Source organism: Thermoanaerobaculia bacterium (genome assembly GCA_018057705.1).
Taxonomy (GTDB): Bacteria; Acidobacteriota; Thermoanaerobaculia; order Multivoradales; family JAGPDF01; genus JAGPDF01.
Window position 1 is genome coordinate 24,993 of record JAGPDF010000039.1, and the last position, 18,713, is coordinate 43,705.

Consider the following 18,713-nt stretch of genomic DNA (forward strand, 5'->3'; position numbering starts at 1 on the left):
GTCGGCTCAGGGGACAGGCGGGTTGCGTTCCTCCACTTCGACGCCCCGCAGGGCGAAGCTCCGTTTGCGGAACCACCAGATGCCGAGGAGATCGACCGCCGGCTTCCAGAGGAACGCGACGAAGCCGTAGCTCGACGTTCCTCCCTGGCGCGGGCGGTGGTTCACCGGCACCTCGGCGAGCCGGAAGCCGCCGGCTTTGGCCATCGCCGGCATGAAGGAGTAGAGCGTTTTCAACGGCAGCAGAACGGGCACGACCTCGCGCCGGAAGACCTTGAGGGCGCAGCCGCTGTCCTGCATCCGGTCGTCGAGCAGGCGACCGCGAATCGCGTTGGCGAACTTCGACATGGCGCGCCGCAGCCACGAATCGCGCCGCCCGGCGCGGATCCCGACCACCATGTCGGCGGCATCGGAGCCAGCGAGGAGCGGCAGGAGGGCCGGAATGTCGGCCGGATCGTTCTGGCCGTCGCCGTCCATGGTGACGACGAAGCGGCCGCGGGCGCGATGCAGGCCGACGCCCAGGGCCGCAGCCTGGCCGCGGTTCTTCGGCAACCGGAGGTGGCGGTAGTGTGCGTGCGCGGCGGCCGCCTGCTGCAGGATCTCGCCGGTCGCGTCGCGGCTACCGTCGTTCACCATCAGCAGCTCCCAAGGTTCGCCCAGGGTAGCCATGGCGCGTTCGATCTCGGCGATGAGGGTCGCGGCGTTCGCGGCCTCGTTGTAGAACGGCACGACGACCGAATAGACAGGCGCAGCAGACTTCGGCAGGGCGCTCACCCGGAGACTCTACCGGCTTCCCCGGCCGGCGGTGCTGGCGGTGGCGGCGATGGCGGCGATGGCGGCGCGCCGGAGGAGAGCGCCTCTCCGGAGGCGCAGGGGCCGAAGAGATCCACGTCACGCCCGCCATCGCGCTGCGGACGGCCGGCGGCCACGAGCTCGCGGCGCAGCGCCTCGTTCTTCTGCCGGACGAGAAAGGCGCGGGGCGTTCCGCAGTCGCCCACGGCACCCTCCAGCCACGCCGGAGAACGCATCGGCCCGGCCTCGCCCACCATCTGCGAATAGCGGCGCAGGATGTAGTTGCTACGCAGCCAGAGGCCGTCCGCCGTCACCAGGACCAGCGGCCGTTCGAGATAGAAGGGGAGCGACGCCGGAAAGGTCTCGACGGCGACGATCTCGATCCCTTCGCCGAAGGTACCGTCGATCGATTGCGCGAGGCTGCGTGCCGAGCGCCGCTCGCCGACGGCCTCGACCAGCGGCGCCGTCGCGAGGAGGAGCGCGAGCGGCGGCAACGCCAGCGTGATCAGGGCTGCGAGCGGCGAACGACTGGCGAGAAAGGCCGCCACACCCGCGAGCAACCAGATCGTCCCCAGCGCCGCCGCCACCCCGGCGACCGTCGCGCCGTCGGCACCCTCGACCCGCGAAAGAAGCTTCGGGGCGGCGCCCAGCCCGAGCGCGAGAACCGTGCCTCCGAGCACGGCCCACAGCATCGCCGCGAAACGCACGCCGGGCAACCGGGCGCCGTTCGGCGTCTCGACCCAGAGCCAGATCGAGAGCAGCACGAGCGCCGGCACGAGCGGCAGAATGTAGTGGATGCGCTTCGAGTGCAGGATCGAGAACAGCACGAACGGCACCACGAACCAGCTGGCCAGGAAGCGAATCCGGGACTCGCGCGCCCGGAAGGCGGCGGCGACCCGGCGCGCGCCGGCGAGAGGCACGACCGACCAGGGCAGCGCCCCGAGAAGCGCCACCGGCAGGTAGTACCAGGACGGGGCGTCGCGCTTGAGCTCGTTGCTGGTCAGGCGACTCCAGGTCTCGGTGACCAGGGCGTAGTGGAGGAAATCGGGATCGGCCCGGCTGACGACCCAGAGCCAGGGTCCGATCAGGACGGCGAGCACCAGCGGTGCGCCGCGCTCGACCAGGCGCCCTGCCCGGCGCCGCCAGAGCGCCCAGGGAAGAACCGCCGCGAGCGGCACCAGCAGCGCCACCGGGCCCTTGGTGAGAACGCCGAGGCCCATGGCCGCCCAGGCGACGACGCTCCAATAGCGGAAGGCGCTACCGTCTCCGTTTTCCGCATCGCGCTCGACAGCGAGGTAGAACGCCCCGACGGCGGCGCAGATCCAGAGCGTCAGCATGGCGTCGAAGATCACGATCTGGGTGTAGACGAGCGGCAGCGGCGTCGCCGCCGCCGCGAGACCGGCGAGCGCCCCCGCCCGATCGCCCCACCAGCGCCGCGCCAGGGCGCCGACGCCGAAGGCGAGCGCCAACGTGCAGAGGACGGCCGGCAGACGCGCCGCGAGCTCCGTGGCACCGAGCGCCTTCATCGCCAGCCCGCCGGCGGCGTAGTAGAGGAACGGCTTGTCGAGGAAGAGCAGGTCGTTCAAGCGCGGGACGAAATAGTCGCCGGAGACGCTCATCTCGCGCATCACCTCGGCGTTCCTCCCCTCGTCGGGCTCGAAGAGCGCCCGGCTGCCGAGCTGGAAAGCGATCGCCAGACCGAGGAGGAGCGCCCAGAGGACGAGGCAGAGTCGCTCCCGTCGCGAGAGGTCCCTACTCCGGCGGTCGGCTGGGTCCACGAGGGAAAACGATAGCGCATGCACCGTCAGGCGGGTGCCGCCCGTTTGGCCGGTTTCCGCCGCCGCACACGACTCGTCCGGGTTCCCCGCCCGGCCCTTTCTGTAGACTCGACGCACGCCATGAAGATCGCCCTCCTCGTCTCCGGCGCCTCGGGAATGCTCCTGCCGCGCCACCTCCTCGGCGCGCTCACGCGCCGGACGGACGTCTCCCGCCTCCATCTCGTGGTCTCCAAAGGGGCCAGCCAGGTGCTCTTCCATGAGCTCGGACGCGACCGCACCGGCGCCGAGGCGCTGGTCGAGTCGGCGGCACTTCCCGAGTCCGCGCGCGCCAAGGTCGTCGTCCATCGCGACAACGAGCTCGACGCGCCGATCTCCTCGGGCTCCTACCGGCTGGCGGGGACGCTCGTTCTGCCGTGCAGCTCGGGGACGCTCGGAGCGCTCGCGACCGGCTCCGCCACGACCCTCCTGCACCGCGCCGGCGCGGTGGCGCTCAAGGAGCGCTGGCCGCTGGTCCTGGGCTTCCGCGAGACGCCGCTCAATCTGGTGCACGTCGAGAACCTGCGCACCATGGTCTGGGCGGGCGCCATCGTCGCGCCGCCGATCCCGGCGTTCTATCTCGGCGGCGAGACCCCCGAGCAGTTTCTCGACGCCTACGCCCTGCGCCTGATGGATCACCTGGGGCTGCCCGGCGGCGACGAGGAGCTGCGCTGGCACGGCGGCGAGCGTGGCGCGCGCGGAGCGGGTGGACCTGGATGATCGGGAGAGGGCGCTGGCGGGGCGGATGCGTCCTGACGCCGCTCCTGGGTCTACTGCTGGCCGTCGCGCTCGCCTGCGCGAGCGGCCCGCCGCAGGAGCACGGAGAATTCCGCACTCCCGAGCTCGTCGAGCTCACGCTGCTCGATCCGGCGCTGACGCTCGACATCCGCTACGCCACCGCCGACAACTTCGTCGGCCGCCCGGTCTATACCGAAGCCCGCGCCTTCCTGCAGCGCCCGGCCGCCGAGGCGCTCGCGCGCGCCCGCCGGCGACTCGAGCCGCAGGGCTACGGCCTGCGGATCTTCGACGGCTACCGCCCCTGGTCGGTGACCAAGGTTTTCTGGGACGCGACGCCGGCCGACAAGAAGGCGTTCGTGGCCGATCCGAAACAGGGCTCGCGGCACAACCGCGGCTGTGCCGTCGATCTGACGCTCTTCGACCTCGCGACCGGCCGTGAGGTCGAGATGCCGTCGCCCTACGACGACTTCAGCGAGCGCGCCCATCCCGATTTCACCGGCGGCAGCCCCGAGGCGCGCGCCCACCGCGACCTCTTGCGCGCCGCGATGGAGGCCGAGGGCTTCACCGTCTACGAGCACGAGTGGTGGCACTTCGACTACCGTGACTGGCGGAGCTACCCGATCCAGAACCTCGCCTTCGCGGAGATCCGCCCGGCAGACTAGGTCAGGGCACCTCCACCGACCAGCCGCTGCCCGTCCCGTTTTCGAAGGAGTGGAAGAAGACGTGGTCGGGGTCGACAACTCCCGTGGCGCCAGCGTTGTTGCCCGGATTCGGCGTCGTCGGGTCGAAGTCGGCGGCGGAGTCGTCGGTGTCGTCCATGTCGACGGTGCAGTCCAGCGTCGACGTGCCGCCGTCGATCGAGAGGTCGCGCTGAACGGCGCTGCCGGGAGGCAGGCCGATGGCAGTATCGTAGGGCGTTCCGGTGGTCGGATCCGCCACGTTGTAATTTCCCCAGCCGAAACAGTCGACCGGGCTCTCGTCGAAGCAGAGCTTGCCCCCGGCCGGAGAAATCCTCGCCGGCATCCGCAGGTTGGCGGTGAGCCCGAAGAGCGCCTCGGCGCTGCTCGTTGCGACGAGCACGCGCGCCTGGCTCGCAGCGTTGGCGACCGAGCCCGGGAAGACCACCGGCGAACCGATCGCCGCGCCGTCCGAGTCGAAGAAGCCGACCCCGTGTCCACCGAGGAGGTTCTGCCCGGCGGTGCACATCTGCAGCACGACGTATTGCGCTTCCGGGTGCGTCACGTCGCCGGCATAGACCTGGACGATGCGCATGTTGTGGAAGGTGGCCGCGGCCGGAGCGGCGGAAACGACGAGACTGGCGGCGACCAGCGCCGCGGCGAGCTGCCTGTGGCCCATGAGTGACTCTCCTGAATTCGGCGGAGTCTAGACCACGAGGTCGCCGGACGGGTGTGAAACAGCCAACGGCAGCAGCGGCACCCGCGCGGGGCCTTCTGCCGGAGAGGCGTACAATCGGCGCCTCAACCCCGATCCGGGCCCGGAGGCCGTTCGCTCATGCGCAGCCAGTTTCGCTCCGCACTCCTTCCCATCGCGCTCGCCTGTGGGCTGAGCCACGACACTCTCACCGCCCAACCGGCCTACATGGTGGCGGATCTGGGCGAGACGACGCCCTACGGCTATTCCCTCTGGTACGGACCGCTCTCGGACCAGCTGTCCGTCGGCGGCAGGTTCTATTTCTTCGAAGACGACGGCATCCACGGCCGTGAGCTCTGGCGCAGCGACGGCACGGCGCTCGGGACCTATCTGATCCGCGACCTCTGTCCGGGCTCCTGCGGCACCCGATTCCCATTCTGGAGCTCCTTGGCCGCGCTCGGCGATGACCTGCTGTTCGCTGCCGACGACGGTGTCCACGGAGTCGAGCTCTGGATCACCGATGGCACCGCGCTGGGGACGCGCATGGTGCTCGATCTCCAGCCGGGATACGGATCCTCGGCCATCCAGAATCTGACGACCGCCGGGGATCAGGCCTTCTTCGTCGCACAGAGCGACGGCCAGCATTCCGCACTCTGGCGGACCGACGGTACGGCGAAGGGCACCTATGCCATCACGCCGCCAGGGCCGATGGAGAGCTTCGCACCGAGCTCGATTCACCCCGGGCCCGGCTTTCTCTATCTGTGCAACGCCGTCTGGGGCGGACAGGCGGGCCTCTGGCGAAGTGACGGAACCTCGCCCGGAACCACCTTCGTCGCCCCCGTCGGTTGCTGGCAGAACTCGATCGGCAAGCGGGGCACGATGATCGTGAGCCCGGAGGGCGTGCTCTATTTTCAGGGCCAGGCGGGCACGCCCGGGCCGGTCGACCCCGAGCTCTGGCGCTCCGACGGCACGCAACTCGGAACCTGGCGCGTGAAGGACATCTTTCCTGGTGGCAACGGCTCCTGGCCCTCGGGGCTCGTCTTCCTGGGAAGCGAGCTCCTGTTCACGGCCGACGGATCTTCCGGCAGCGGGCTCTGGCGGACCGATGGCACAGAAGCCGGGACCGTGCCGATCCCGCTCGCCGATGACGCTCAGCCGCTCACGTTCTGGGGAGAATGGACGGTCGCCGGAGGGAGCTACTTCTTCGCCGCGACCGATCCCGATCACGGCACCGAGCCTTGGGTCTACGACGGCGTCACCGCTTCGCGAATCGTCGACCTCGTGCCCGGAGCCGACTCGTCGATCGTTTCCGACTTCCCCTATTCGGCGCGTGCGGTCTTCGAAAGCTTCGGCGCTGAGGCGATCTTCACCGCCGCCGGCGATGCCTTCGGTCTGGAGGTCTGGCGCACCGACGGTTCCGCCGCCGGAACGGTGCGCATCTCCGACATCGCCCCCGGCGCCGAAGGCCTGCGTCTGCCGGTCTTCTGGCCGCTCCATGAGGCTTCCCTCGGCGGCAGGCCGCTGCTCTTCGAGAGCCAGCCGGCGACCGGGGAACGCCTCTGGCGCCTCGATCCCTCCGGCAGCGCCATGCAACTGGTCGATGTCCTGAACGCGCAGACACCGCTGTTCGAGCCGCGCGGCACCGACCGCCTTTCGCTCTTCGAACCGGAGCGCGGGAGCGACTGCTTCGAGGGGACCGGCGCCCACCTGTTCTTCGAGAATCGCCTGAGCGAGCCTCCCGTGATCGACCTCTTCCGCACCGACGGTGCGCTCTCGGGACCGGAGCCGATCTTCGCCGCGCTCCCGCCGCGCGACGGCGCGTGCGGTCACCAGGGCTCTCGCCTGCTCTATGTCCGGGAAACTGATCCACCCAACGGAGATGCGGAGCTGCTCGCGATCGACGCGGCCTCGGGCCAGAGCGAGACGCTCCTCGCCTCGGGGGTCGAGCTCCGAAGCCAGCCACCCTTTTTCGACCTCGGCGACCATCAAGTCTTCGGATCGGGATTGGCGCTGTTCCGGACCGATGGCACCCCAGCGGGAACGACCCTGCTCGCGAACGAACTGGTCGGGTATGGATCGCGCATCGATCGGTTCCTCGGCGAGATCGTCATCGCCGAGTCGGTACTCTGGATCACCGACGCGAAAGAGCCGACCGGCGCGCGCCTCCTGCTCGATGGCGACAGCGTCAGCCTCTATGTCGCGCCCGAGCTCGCCCCGCTGGGGACGACCCTGGTCTTCCTCGTCTGGGACGAAGCGCACGGCGGGGAGATCTGGACGTCGGACGGCACCGCCGAGGGCACCGCGCTCCTGGTCGATGCCGTGCCCGGCCCCGGGTCGCTCTTTCGCGGCGTTTCGATCGACCGCTACGCCGAATACCACGACGCGGAGCTCGTCGGAGCCGACACGTTCGCCGTTCTCGCCGGCGCAACTCCTGCCGCCGGCGAGGAGCTCTGGGTCACCGACGGGACGGCGCTCGGGACGGGTCTGCTGCGCGACATCTACCCCGGCGACTACCCGTCGACGCCGCGGCAGTTCACCCGGCTCGGCAACCGCATCGTCTTCTCGGCCGAGGACGAGGCGCACGGGCTCGAGCTCTGGGTGACCGACGGGACCTATCCGGGGACGACGCTCCTCAAGGATGTCGCGCCCGGTCTCGCCTCCTCGGTGCCCGACGACCTCGTCGTCCGCGATGGCGTCCTCTACTTCTCCGCCTGGTCGCCCAGCTACGGCCGCGAGGCGTGGAAGAGCGACGGCACGGCCGCCGGCACGGTGCGCATCTCCGACGTCGCCCCGGGGCCGCTCTCCTCCTCGCCGCAGCGCTTCGCCCGCGCCGGGAACCGCCTCTACTTCTCGGCGACCGACCAGGTCCGCGGCTATGAGCTCTGGGCGATCTCCGACGACGGTACAATCCCCCTTTTCCTCGACGGCTTCGAAAACGAATCGACCAGCCGCTGGTCGGGGGCGATCCCATGAAGGCACCTCGAGCGCAGACTGCCATCGGCGTGAGCCTGCTCCTCGCACTCGGCGTCGCCACCTCCGGCACCTTCGCCCAACCTGAATACCAGGTGGCGGACATCGGCCCCGCGGTCGCGTTCCACTACGACGACTGGAACGAGACCAACGCGATCGTCGAAGCGAACGGGCTGATGTTCTTCTTCCAGAGCGACGGCGCGAACGGTCGCGAGCTCTGGCGCAGCGACGGCACCACCCTCGGCACTTACATGCTGCGCGACCTCTGTCCGGGCTCCTGCGGCAGCCGCAACTGGTTTCGCGGTCCGCTGGCTGCGGTGGGCGAGCGCCTCTTCTTCGCTGCCAACGACGGCGTCCACGGCCTCGAGCTCTGGGTCACCGACGGCACGGCGCTCGGCACCACGCTGGTGCTCGACCTCCAGCCCGGCTGGGAGTCCTCGTACCCCGCACTCCTGACGGCAGCGTCCGGACAGCTGTTCTTCACCGCCCGCGGCGCGGATGACGTCACCGCCCTCTGGCGGAGCGACGGGACGGCGAAGGGCACCTATCGGGTCTCTCCCGAGGGCGTCTCGTTCGCGAACCTGAGCGCCATCCATCCGGGTCCGGGGTTTCTCTATCTCTGTAACGGCGGCTCGGGTGGAGAGGGCGGCCTGTGGCGGTCCGACGGCTCGCCGGGCGGCACCTACTTCCTCGCCCCGCTGAGCTGCTTCGATCCGTACTTCGATCGCGATCCCCACGCCGCCCTGCTTCCGAACGGGGACCTGCTGGTCTCCGCGGCGGGCCCGCTCGGCGGAGAGGAGCTCTGGCGGTCCGACGGCACTCCGGGCGGAACCACTCTGGTCGCCGATCTGCGACCGGGCGGCATCGGCTCCCAGCCGATGCACTTCGCCCGCCTCGGAGCTGAGGTCGTCTTCACCGCGGGTACCGGGGCCGGCGAGGCGGCCCTCTTCCGCAGCGACGGCACCCCTGCGGGGACCCTCGCGGTGCCGCTCCCGCCGGGCTCCGCTCCCGCCCACCTTCCCGGCCAATGGGCTTCCGATGGCGCGCGCTACTACTTCGGCGGCAAGGACGCGGCCCACGGTCTCGAGCCCTGGGTGTTCGACGGCGTCACCGCGCAGCTCGTGGCGGATGTCGTCCCGGGGCCTACCTCGTCGCTCGACGAGGATGTCTTCAATCGCTCGTTCTTCGCGATCGTCGGCGATGCGCTCGTTTTCGCGGCGGACGACGCGGTGAACGGCGAGGAGATCTGGCGCAGCGACGGCACCGGCCCGGGCACCTACCGACTCTCCGATCTCGGTCCCGGTCCCGACCCGATGGCGATTGTCATGTGGGACGGCTGGCACCGGCCCTCGGTGATCGCCGATCAACTCTACTTCTTCGAAGAGCAGTCGGCGGACGGCTATCGCTTCTCGCGCACCGACGGCACGACGGTCGGGCCGACGGTCCTCCGGTCGATCGACAACCAGGCTTCGGCCTTCCAGCCGGTGGCGCGCGATCGCGGATCGCTCCTCGAGTACAACCTCGGGCACAACTGCTTCGCCGCCGCCGGGTGGCGCGTGTACTTCGAGCTGCAGCGCGAAACGACCTACGAACCGGACCTCTGGACCACCGATGGCACGCTCGCGGGCACCCAGGTCGCACACGCCGGATTCGACTCCGGGTACGGTTTCACGCCCTGCGCGGGTGCCGGGGACCGACTGCTCTTCTTCGATACGCAGGAGAACCAGCAGGCGTTGCGGGCGCTGACGCCGGATGCGGCCACGCCCGAAGAGCTCCTCGCGGGGTATGGCGGATCGACCCTGCCGCCCTTCCTCCCCTCGGGATCCGGGCTCGTCTTCGCAATGACCGACGGTCTCTTCCGTTCCGACGGCACCTCCGCCGGAACCTCGATGATCGCGGCGACGGCCTACGCGACCTGGCTCGCACCCTGGGGCGATCAGGTGTTGTTCGGTGCGGAAGGACTCTTCGCCACCCAGGCCGCGAGTATCGTGCCCCTCGAGCTGACGCCGCCGGCAAGCGTCATCGCCGTCAGCGAGATCGTCGCCCTCGGTTCGCGGATCGTGTTCGTGGCCGAATCCAACACCGCCGGTTCCGAGCTCTGGGTGAGCCACGGCCTCCCCGGCGATGCCACGTTGCTCGCCGACCTCGTGCCCGGCAGCGCGGGCGCGCTCGTGCGCGTCGGCGGCCTCGACGGGATGATGGACGTCCGCGCGCCGCAGCTCGTGGCGCTCGACGATGTCGCAGTCTTCGTGGCACTCACTCCAGCGCTCGGACGCGAGCTCTGGGTCACCGACGGCACCGCGCCCGGCACCGGCCTGATGCGCGATATCTATCCCGGGGACTATCCCTCGACGCCGCGCAATCTCACGCGGGTGGGCAGCCGGATCGTCTTCTCGGCCGAGGACGACGAGCACGGAATCGAGCTCTGGGCGACCGACGGCACCTTCGAGGGGACCGTCCTGGTGAAGGACATCGCTTCCGGCGGTGCCTCTTCGCGTCCCGACGATCTCGTCGTCCGGGATGGCGTCCTCTACTTCTCCGCCTGGTCGCCCAGCTACGGCCGCGAGGCGTGGAAGAGCGACGGCACGACCGCCGGCACGATGCGGATCTCCGACGTCGCCCCGGGACCGCTCTCCTCCTCGCCGCAGCGCTTCGCTCGCGCCGGCAACCGTCTCTACTTCTCCGCCACCGACCAGATCCACGGCTTCGAGCTCTGGGCGATCTCCGACGATGGCTCCGTGCCGCTCTTCCTCGACGGCTTCGAGTCGAGCGGCACGGAGCGCTGGTCGGCGAGCGCGCCGTGAGCCGGGCGGCTGGCGACCGCTAGCCCCGTCGCTCGACCACGACTTCGAGGTACTCGGACGGCAGCACCAGCGTCTCGTCCCCCGAGCGGTTGCCGCGCTCGAGCAGCGCGAAGAGGTCCTCCGTGAACGCCGCCCGCTGCGCCGGCGCGAGCGCCTCGAAAGCGCGCTTCATCGGCCCGTAATAGCTGCGGAAGACGTGCACCCAATGCAGCGGGGAGCGGTAGCGGAAGACGAACTTGCGGCGCGTCGACCGGATGGCCGTGGCGTGCTCTCCGAAGAGCTCCTGCAGGCGCGCCCGGGTGCCCCAGAGCGCTGGCGAGCGGACGCCCGCCGGCGGCGGAAGATAGGTGCCGATGGTCCGGAAGAGCTGTCCGATGAAGCTCTCGGGGGTCCAATTGGCGAGGCCGATCCGGCCGCCCGGACGGCAGACGCGGACGAGCTCAGCGGCAGCGCGGTCCTGGTCCGGCGTGAACATCACGCCGAAGGTCGAAAGCACCACGTCGAACAATCCGTCGCCGAAAGGGAGGTTCTCGGCGTCGGCCTCCTCGAAGCGGATCGTCTGTCCCTCGGCCTCGGCGCGCCGGCGGCCGCTCTCGAGCAGTGCCGGAACGTAGTCGGTGGAGGTGACGTCGCAGTTGCGCCGCGCCGCGGCGAGAGTGGCGTTACCGTTGCCGGCGGCGACGTCGAGGACGCGCTCTCCAGCGCGCAGATCGAGCGTCTCGCAGAGCTGCTCCCCGACGAGCTGCAGCGTGGTGCCCACGACGGCGTAGTTGCCCGTCGACCATACGCCCTGTTGACGTGACTTGATGGCGGGGAAATCGATGGCGGATTCTGTCTTCATGGTTCGATACCTCATGTGGCCGATTCGATGAACGGAGGAAGCGTCAGTTCACGGAGGAAGACCAGCCGTCTCGGTTGCCCGATTCGAAACCGTCGAGAAAGAGGTGGCTGTAGAGGACGAGCGCGGCGCCGTCGTCCGCCGCGACGGTGTCGCGGCTCCACTCGCCGAGCACGAGATCGGACTGGCCGTTGCCGTCGAAGTCGCCGACGCCGAAGTTCGCCCCGAAGCCGAAGGCGGACTGCGCGTCGAGGGGCCCGGGAACCCCCCCGCTGCGCGGCACGAATCGGCGATAGCGCGTGTCGATGAGCCCGGGATTGCCGGCGAGCACGTGCACGGCGCCGTCGTCCTCGGTGAAGGAGTCGTTGCCCGGCGTCCCGACGACGAGATCGTCGTAGCCGTCGGCATCGAAGTCGCCGGTCGTGAGCGCGCCAGCGAAGCGATCCAGGGTGTGACTGATGCCACCCAACAGAGACTCCCACCACCACTGCCAGGCAGCGAGGTTGAGACCGCCTCCGCCGCCCAGCGGGGAGCCCGGGGCGCCGTAGACGAGGCCCAGCATGCCCATGTCGACCTCACCGTCGTTGCCGTCCTCGTCGGGCACGCCGATGACGAGGTCGTCGAACTGATCGCCGTTCAGGTCGCCGGCCGCGAGGGTCGCGGCAAAGTGGTCGCCGCTTTCACAGTTGCCGCCGTGGCCCGCCTCCCCCAGCCAGTGGTTGTTGGCGAAGATCAGTCCGTTCGGGCTGCCGAAGAGCACCAGCACTGCGCCGCAGTCGTCCTCGTTGGGCGCGCCGATCGCCAGGTCGTCGCAGCCGTCGCCGTTGAAGTCGCCGGCGGCGACCGCGGCGCCGAAGCGGTCCCCGATCTCCGCCTCGTCCGGAAGCCCCTCTTCGCCCTCCTTGATCCGGTAGCCGTCGAACGGCATCAAGCCGCCGTTGCCGCCGTTCGCGACCAGCACCGAGCCCGCGTGCGCTCGGGTGCCCGCCGGCCCGGCGTGCGCGTCCCCTGGAAAGCCGACCGCGAGGTCGTCGAAGAGGTCGCAGTTGAAATTCCCCACGGCGAGGGCATTGCCGAAGCCGGAGGTGTTTCCTGGCCCCGGCGCGGGAAGGCCTGCCGCGCCCGGCGCGAGGACGTGATCGGCGACCAGCTCGATGCCGTTCGGATAGCCATAGTAGGCCGACACGCTTCCGGTCTCGCCTGGAGAGCCGTTGCCGGGCTCGCCGACCGCAAGGTCGGCATGGCCGTCGCCGTTGAAATCGCCGGCCGCGAGCGCATAGCCGGCGCGATCGTTCGCCTCGGCCGGCGCGGGCGTGCCCGAGTTCTCCGGCGACAGGACGAAGACGGCCGAGGTCAATCCGAGCCCCGGCAGTCCCATGCGGACCTGGACCGCGCCACAGTTGTCGAGGGCGAGGCCGTCGCCGCAGTCGTTGCCGGGGATTCCGGTCGCGAGATCGTCCGCGCCGTCGGCGTTGAAGTCGCCGCTGGCGAGGGCTCCGCCGAAATAGTCGAGCGCGAACGGACCGTGCAGCCCCTGGATCTCTTCCGTCAGGAGCTGCGCGCGAGCGGGCGAGACGCCCACCCAGGGAATCGGCCGGGCCCGGCCTGGAGCGGCGAGGACCAGGGTCGAGGTGAGGACCACGAGGAGTGGAAACAGGGTCGACTTCGGACGTGAATGCGAGTTTTCGTTTCTCATGTCCATTACGCGCCGATCGCCCTCTCCACCCGCCATCGGCCGCCAGGGAGCGTGGCGCGGGCAGGGCCCGGCTCGGCATAGACTGCGCGCCATGGCGCGGCGAGCCGCCGATCCGGAGGGGGTCACCGAGCTGCTCCAGGGCTGGCGCGAAGGCGACGAGCACGCCTCGGCGCTGCTCCTCGAGAAGGTCTACGCGACGCTCAAGCGGATCGCCCTCGGCCAGCTGCGCGGCGAGCGCTCCGACCACACCCTGCAGCCGACGGCGCTCGTGCACGAGGCCTATCTCCGGATCCTCGGCCAACGCGAGCTCCCCTGGCGCGATCGCGCCCACTTCTTCGGTCTCGCCGCAGTCACGATGCGGCGTGTCCTGGTCGACCATGCGCGGCGCCGGAGCGCCAGGAAGCGCGACGCCGAGCAGCTGCGGCCGATCACTATCACCGCGGGCGCCGACGGCGATGTCGACCTGCTCGATCTCGACCGCGCCCTGACACGCTTCGCCGAGGAGTTTCCGCGCCCCGCGCGGGTGGTCGAGATGCGCTACTTCTCGGGCCTCGAGCTCGCGGAGGTCGCGACGGCGCTCGACATCTCCCTGCGCACGGCGGAGCGTGACTGGCGGTTCGCTCGCGCTTGGCTGCGCGACGCACTCGCCGCTCCCGCGTGACCGGAGATCCCCGCCTCCGCGACCTTTACCTCGAGGCGGTCGAACTCGACGACGTCGCGCGGGAGGAGCTGCTCGGCCGTCTCCGCGCGGCGGAGCCGGCGCTCGCCGCCGCGCTCGCGAGGCTGCTCGCACGGCCGGAATCCGAGGCCTCACCCATCGACCGCCTGCCGGCTCTCGGCGCCCCGTCGCGCGATCCGGCCACAGTGCCCACGCGCGTCGGGCCGTATCGCATCCTCCGCGAGATCGGCCGGGGCGGCATGGGACGGGTCTTCCTCGCCGAACAGGAAACGCCCGATTTCAGGCGCACCGTCGCCCTCAAGCTCATCGACCGCCACGCGGAGGACGACGAGGCGGTGCGCCGTTTCCGCGACGAGGTTCGGATCCTCGCCGCTCTCGACCATCCCGGCATCGCGCGCTTCCTCGACGGCGGGCGAAGCCCGGAGGGGATCTGGTTCCTGGCCCTCGAATACGTCGAGGGCGTCGATCTGCTCAGCCACGCGCGTCAACTCAAGCTGGACATCCCGGCCCGCGTCCGCCTGTTCCTCGCGGTCGTTGACGCGGTCGCCTTCGCGCACGAACGCGGGGTCGTGCATCGGGATCTCAAACCGGGCAACGTGCTGGTCGGCCGTGACGGTTCTCCCCGGCTGCTCGACTTCGGCATCTCGAAACTGCTGGATCCCGAGGAGGGGGCGGGCCTCACCACGACTCGGCAAGCAGGCCGCCCGCTCACTCCCGCCTACGCCAGTCCGGAGCAGCTCGAAGGCGGCGCCGTGACCACCGCTTCCGACAGCTACTCGCTGGCCGTGATGCTCTACGAGCTGCTCACGGGCGCACGCCCGAGCACCACTTCCGCGCGCTCCGGCACCGCTCCTGAGCCGCCGAGCGCTCTGGTCCGGCGGGCTTCCAGCTCGGCGCAGGAGGGCTCCACGACGGCGCGTCGATCGCCCGCCAGGCGGTTGCGCCGACGCCCCATCTCGCGCGATCTCGACGCCATCTGCCTGTTCGCGCTGCGTGCCGACCCTGCTGCGCGATATCCCGGCGCCGCCGAGCTCGCAGCGGATCTTCGGCGGTATCTCGAGGGCTCGCCGGTCATGGCGCGGCTGCGGTCAGGGCGCAGCCCGACTCGCGAGCTCCTGGCGAGGCATCGGACCGCTGCAGTGCTCACCGCCGCCCTGCTGCTCGCGGCCCTCCTGTTCGGACTGTCCTCGCTCCTTCGTGTGCAGGCCGATGGAGCGGTCCGGACAGCTCTCCGGGCTCGGTCGTTTCCTCTGGACGCCACGCGGCTCCCCACCCTGGAGGACGCGCAGCGACGATGGTCGGAGGCGCCGAGCGACACGGCCGCTGGCGCCGTGGTAGCCATGGTTCTCGTCGAGCAACGGCGATTCGAAGAGGCGCGATTCGCCATTCAGCGCATCCGCCAGATCCCTGGGCGGGAGCTCGACCCGCTTGCCGACTACGCGGAAGCGGCCAGCGCGGTGGCGCTCGGCGAGCATCAACGCGCGCTCGTCCTGTTCACCCGCGGCCTCGAGACTGCGGTGCGTGAGCAGCGCAGCGATCTCGTCGGAGGTCTGCGCCTCGCCCGCGGCACGACGCTGCTCCGCCTCGGCGAGCGCACTGCAGCGCGGAGCGAGCTCGAGGCGGCCTGTGGCGAGCTCGAAAGGGCCGGCGATCACAAGACCCTGGTGCGGGCGTGGAACGCGGTAGCGCTCGAGGATCTCCGACGTGGCGACCTCGCGGCGAGCCAGCAGGCCTTCGAGGAAGCACTCGCCGCCGCTGGGCGCGCCGGAAGCCGAGCCCTGGTGACGCGCTCGAACTTCGCGCAGCTCGACCTGCTGCGTGGACGCCCCGACCTGGCCGAGGCCAAGCTCGCGGAGATCGCGGAGGCGCGGCGGCGCGAGCCGAATCCAGTGCGTGAGGGCCAGGCGCGCCTCCAGCTCGCCATCGCGCTCCGCGACCTCGGGCGCGCAGAGGAAGCTGCTGCGGCGTTGGACCGCGCGATTGCACTCTTGCGGACGGCAGGCGCGGAGCCCAGCCTGGGTGCGGCACTGCACGAGCGCGCGCTGGCCGCCCTGGCGGGCGGCCGCCTGTCCGAGGTGGACGCCCTCGCGGCAGAGCTCGAGGCGATCTCGAGCACGACCCTGAACCGCCGCCCGCTCGGCTTCGCCAGCACGCTGCGCGCCCGCAGCGCCGCTCTCACGGCCGACCTCGCCGCCGCGAGGGCTGGATTCGCCGAGGCCCGACGGCTGCTGCTCGCCAACGGCGACCTCGACCTCGCTGCCGCTTCCGATCTCGCCTGGGTGGAGTGCGAATGGCACGCTGGCGACCTCGTCGAGGCGGAGCGAATTCTGGCGGAGGCCCTGCGCCCCCTCGAGCATCCCGAGGCGACGCTGCCGGGCTTCTTCGGCGCCCTCCTGCAGATCCGGCTCGACCTCGCGGCGGGTCGGTCGGCGGAGGGCGCGCGCCGCCTGGCCCACCTGGGCAACTCCTGGGCGACCTCGTCGAGTGTGGGTCGCCGGCTCTCTTTCCTGGCGGCGCGCGCCGCCCTCGCAGCGAGCGAGCGTCGACCGGTAGAGGCTGCGACAGATCTCGACGCTGCGGTCGCTCTTGCGGCAGTCTCCCGCAACCGGGTCGCCGAGCTCGAGCTGCGGCTCGAGCTCGCCGCGGTGCGACCACGTCCTGGAGTCGTGGACGGCATCGAGCGCGAGGCGCGTGCGCTCGGCCTCCTCGCCCTCGCGGAGCAGGCGCGACGCGCTGGAGCCGAGCGTTCCCTGCCGTAAGCACCCCCGGGCACTTCGAGCCCTTGACACTTGCGGAACTGCGTCACTAGACTTAACGCTGTTAAGTTTCGGAGATCTGTTCATGGGACTCAAGGAACGGCGGGTGCGGGAGAAGGAAGAGGTGCGGGGGAAGATCCTCGACGCGGCGCGGGAGCTCTTCGTCGCCGAGGGCTACGAGGCGGTGACGATGCGGAAGATCGCGCAGGCGATCGAGTATTCGCCGACCGCGATCTACCTCCACTTCCGCGACAAGGAAGCGGTCATCAACGCGATCTGCGACACCGACTTCCTCAAGCTCGCGAGCCGCTTCCGCAAGATCGCCGAGGTCGCCGATCCGATCGCGCGCCTGCGTGCCGCGGGGCTCGCCTACGCCGACTTCGCGCTGCGTCACCCGAATCACTACCGGCTCATGTTCATGACGCCGCATCCGCCGCACACCCCGGAGGAGAGCGTCATCGAGGTCGGCAACCGCGACCAGGATGCCTACGCCTTCGTGCTCTGGACGGCGGGCGAGGCGATCGAGCAGGGGCTTCTCCGGCCAGAGCTCGACGACGCCCAGCTCGTCGCCCAGGTCGTCTGGTCGGCGATCCACGGCTGGGTCTCTCTGCGGATGACCAAGTGCAACGAACCGTGGGTCGACTGGCGGCCGCAGAAGCGCTCGATCGAGGCGGTCATCGACGTCTCGATCCGCGGCATCCTGCGCGCCGAGGCACCGGCCGCGAAGCGGCAGCGCCCGAGCGCCAAGGCCTGAGCCGTGCCCAATCTCGCGCTCAAGAACCTACTGCACGACAAGCTGCGCTCGGCGATGACGATCGCCGGCGTCGCCTTCGCCGTGACCCTCGTCTTCGTCCAGGTGGGTCTTTTCCTGGGGATCCTCGACAACGCCTCGGTCACCATCGATCACATCCAGGCCGACCTCTGGGTGACCTCGCGCAACACCCCGAACGTCGACTTCGCACACGGTTTCCCGCAGGGGCTCGTGCAGCGCGTGCGCTCGGTGCCCGGCGTCGAGCGCGCCGACAACCTGCTCGTCCAGTTCCTGAACCTCTCGCTGCCCAATGGCGCCGAGGAGGGCATGCTGGTCTATGGGCTCGAGGACTTCTCGCGCTGGGGGATGCCTTGGAACATCGAATCCGGCGACGTCCGCGACCTGCGCCGCGGCGCCTACATGTTCCTCGACGCCTCGGCCGAGCGGCGCTTCGGGAAGTTCGCGGTCGGCGACTATCGCGAAGTCATGGGCCGGCGGGTGAAGATCATCGGCCGCAGCCGCGAGGCGGTGTCGTTCACCACTTCGCCGATCGCCTTCCTCACCTACGACCTCGTGCAGGAGCTCTCCGGCGGGCGCATGGACGGGCGTACGACCTACATCCTGGTGAAGCTCGCGCCGGATGCCGACGCCAGCGCCGTCGCCGCCGAGCTCCGCCGCCGGATGCCGCACAACGACGTCTACACCAGGGCGGCGTGGGCGAAGCGCTCGCGCAGCTACTGGGTCGCCTCGACCGGTATCGGACTCAACATGTACCTGACGGTCTTCCTGGGCTGTCTGGTCGGCGTCGTGGTCGTGACCCAGACGCTCTACACCTCGACCATGGAGCACATCAAGGAGTTCGGCACCGTCAAGGCGATCGGCGGCTCGAACGCCGACATCTACCGCATCCTCGGCGCCCAGGCGGCGATCGCCGCCGTGATCGGCTTCCTGGCGGGCCGGCTCATGGCGGCGTTGCTCGCCCCGGCGATGGCCGGGATCCGCCTCAAGCTGATCATCCCGCACGACTTCGCCGCCATCGTCTTCGCCGGCACGCTGGTGCTCTGCCTCGTCGCCGCCCTGGTCTCTTTCCGCAAGGTCGCGAAGATCGACCCTGCCCTCGTCTTCCGCGGCTGAACGGAGCCACCCATGCCCAACGCGATGCCCAGCGACAGGTCCGGCGCCATGCCGACCGTCCACCCGACCCACCCGCCGATGAACCCCGGCGCCGCCCGCCCCGTCCTCGAGGCGACCGCGGTGACGAAGATCTTCCGCGAAGGCCGTGAGGAGGTTTCGGTGCTGAACGGCGTCGACCTCGCCCTGGCCGCCGGCGAGATCGTCGCGCTCGAGGGGCCGTCGGGCTCGGGCAAGACGACCTTTCTTTCGATTCTCGGCTGCATCCTGACCCCGACCTCCGGTCGGGTGGTGGTCGACGGCGAGGCGATCGATCCGCGGCGTCCCGACCGGCTGCCGGCGATCCGCAAGCGCTCGATCGGCTTCATCTTCCAGC

General features: G+C 70.3%; 14 protein-coding genes. 9 read left to right on the plus strand and 5 right to left on the minus strand.

Going from position 1 to position 18,713, the window contains the following annotated elements:
• Positions 1-6 precede the first annotated feature (6 nt).
• Positions 7-771, minus strand: coding sequence for a glycosyltransferase family 2 protein (locus KBI44_13035; GenBank protein ID MBP9145404.1), 765 nt, complete (start codon positions 769-771; stop codon positions 7-9).
• On the minus strand, positions 768-2,684 hold the full coding sequence (locus KBI44_13040) for a glycosyltransferase family 39 protein (protein ID MBP9145405.1): 1,917 nt from the start codon (positions 2,682-2,684) through the stop codon (positions 768-770). Before KBI44_13040 ends, KBI44_13035 begins: the two co-directional genes overlap by 4 nt.
• A gap of 3 nt (positions 2,685-2,687) precedes the next feature.
• On the opposite strand from KBI44_13040, the gene KBI44_13045 reads away from it, so the two are divergent.
• Positions 2,688-3,323 (plus strand): UbiX family flavin prenyltransferase, encoded by a 636-nt coding sequence (locus tag KBI44_13045; GenBank protein ID MBP9145406.1) that lies wholly within the window; start codon positions 2,688-2,690, stop codon positions 3,321-3,323.
• Positions 3,320-4,003, plus strand: a complete 684-nt coding sequence (locus tag KBI44_13050) for a M15 family metallopeptidase (GenBank protein ID MBP9145407.1) — start codon at positions 3,320-3,322, stop codon at positions 4,001-4,003. Before KBI44_13045 ends, KBI44_13050 begins: the two co-directional genes overlap by 4 nt.
• A 1-nt stretch (position 4,004) precedes the next feature.
• Here KBI44_13050 and KBI44_13055 read toward each other — a convergent pair whose 3' ends face one another.
• Positions 4,005-4,697: a hypothetical protein gene (locus KBI44_13055; GenBank protein MBP9145408.1), complete on the minus strand. Its 693-nt coding sequence runs from the start codon at positions 4,695-4,697 to the stop codon at positions 4,005-4,007.
• Between the two features lie 156 nt (positions 4,698-4,853).
• Here KBI44_13055 and KBI44_13060 point away from each other — a divergent pair, with 156 nt between their 5' ends.
• Both KBI44_13060 and KBI44_13065 read left to right on the plus strand, forming a co-directional pair.
• Complete coding sequence (locus KBI44_13060; GenBank protein ID MBP9145409.1) at positions 4,854-7,685, plus strand: hypothetical protein; 2,832 nt, start codon at positions 4,854-4,856, stop codon at positions 7,683-7,685.
• Positions 7,682-10,486: a hypothetical protein gene (locus KBI44_13065; GenBank protein MBP9145410.1), complete on the plus strand. Its 2,805-nt coding sequence runs from the start codon at positions 7,682-7,684 to the stop codon at positions 10,484-10,486. The genes KBI44_13060 and KBI44_13065 overlap by 4 nt, the downstream gene beginning before the upstream one ends.
• Before the next feature lie 19 nt (positions 10,487-10,505).
• Here the strand turns inward: KBI44_13065 and KBI44_13070 are convergent, their stop codons facing one another.
• Positions 10,506-11,342, minus strand: coding sequence for a methyltransferase domain-containing protein (locus KBI44_13070; protein ID MBP9145411.1), 837 nt, complete (start codon positions 11,340-11,342; stop codon positions 10,506-10,508).
• A gap of 28 nt (positions 11,343-11,370) precedes the next feature.
• Complete coding sequence (locus KBI44_13075; GenBank protein ID MBP9145412.1) at positions 11,371-13,020, minus strand: FG-GAP repeat protein; 1,650 nt, start codon at positions 13,018-13,020, stop codon at positions 11,371-11,373.
• Positions 13,021-13,111: 91 nt separating this feature from the next.
• On the opposite strand from KBI44_13075, the gene KBI44_13080 reads away from it, so the two are divergent.
• The 5 genes from KBI44_13080 to KBI44_13100 form a co-directional block, all read left to right on the plus strand.
• The gene (locus tag KBI44_13080) at positions 13,112-13,681 is read left to right on the plus strand and encodes a sigma-70 family RNA polymerase sigma factor (GenBank protein ID MBP9145413.1); all 570 of its coding nucleotides are present in this window, start codon (positions 13,112-13,114) and stop codon (positions 13,679-13,681) included.
• Positions 13,678-16,458: a serine/threonine protein kinase gene (locus KBI44_13085; GenBank protein ID MBP9145414.1), complete on the plus strand. Its 2,781-nt coding sequence runs from the start codon at positions 13,678-13,680 to the stop codon at positions 16,456-16,458. The genes KBI44_13080 and KBI44_13085 overlap by 4 nt, the downstream gene beginning before the upstream one ends.
• A gap of 82 nt (positions 16,459-16,540) precedes the next feature.
• Positions 16,541-17,209, plus strand: a complete 669-nt coding sequence (locus KBI44_13090; protein ID MBP9145415.1) for a TetR/AcrR family transcriptional regulator — start codon at positions 16,541-16,543, stop codon at positions 17,207-17,209.
• Positions 17,210-17,212: 3 nt separating this feature from the next.
• Positions 17,213-18,340, plus strand: coding sequence for an ABC transporter permease (locus KBI44_13095; protein MBP9145416.1), 1,128 nt, complete (start codon positions 17,213-17,215; stop codon positions 18,338-18,340).
• Between the two features lie 12 nt (positions 18,341-18,352).
• Positions 18,353-18,713, plus strand: a 361-nt coding sequence (locus KBI44_13100; GenBank protein ID MBP9145417.1) for an ATP-binding cassette domain-containing protein, incomplete at its 3' end; no start/stop codon positions are given.

What these genes read in the sequence shown, in the direction of transcription:
- KBI44_13045 (MBP9145406.1), top strand. Translation starts at nt 2,688, where the DNA reads ATGAAGATCGCCCTCCTCGTCTCCGGCGCCTCGGGAATGCTCCTGCCG.
- KBI44_13050 (MBP9145407.1), top strand. Translation starts at nt 3,320, where the DNA reads ATGATCGGGAGAGGGCGCTGGCGGGGCGGATGCGTCCTGACGCCGCTC.
- KBI44_13055 (MBP9145408.1), bottom strand. Translation starts at nt 4,697, where the DNA reads ATGGGCCACAGGCAGCTCGCCGCGGCGCTGGTCGCCGCCAGTCTCGTC.
- KBI44_13060 (MBP9145409.1), top strand. Translation starts at nt 4,854, where the DNA reads ATGCGCAGCCAGTTTCGCTCCGCACTCCTTCCCATCGCGCTCGCCTGT.
- KBI44_13065 (MBP9145410.1), top strand. Translation starts at nt 7,682, where the DNA reads ATGAAGGCACCTCGAGCGCAGACTGCCATCGGCGTGAGCCTGCTCCTC.
- KBI44_13070 (MBP9145411.1), bottom strand. Translation starts at nt 11,342, where the DNA reads ATGAGGTATCGAACCATGAAGACAGAATCCGCCATCGATTTCCCCGCC.
- KBI44_13075 (MBP9145412.1), bottom strand. Translation starts at nt 13,020, where the DNA reads ATGAGAAACGAAAACTCGCATTCACGTCCGAAGTCGACCCTGTTTCCA.
- KBI44_13080 (MBP9145413.1), top strand. Translation starts at nt 13,112, where the DNA reads ATGGCGCGGCGAGCCGCCGATCCGGAGGGGGTCACCGAGCTGCTCCAG.
- KBI44_13090 (MBP9145415.1), top strand. Translation starts at nt 16,541, where the DNA reads ATGGGACTCAAGGAACGGCGGGTGCGGGAGAAGGAAGAGGTGCGGGGG.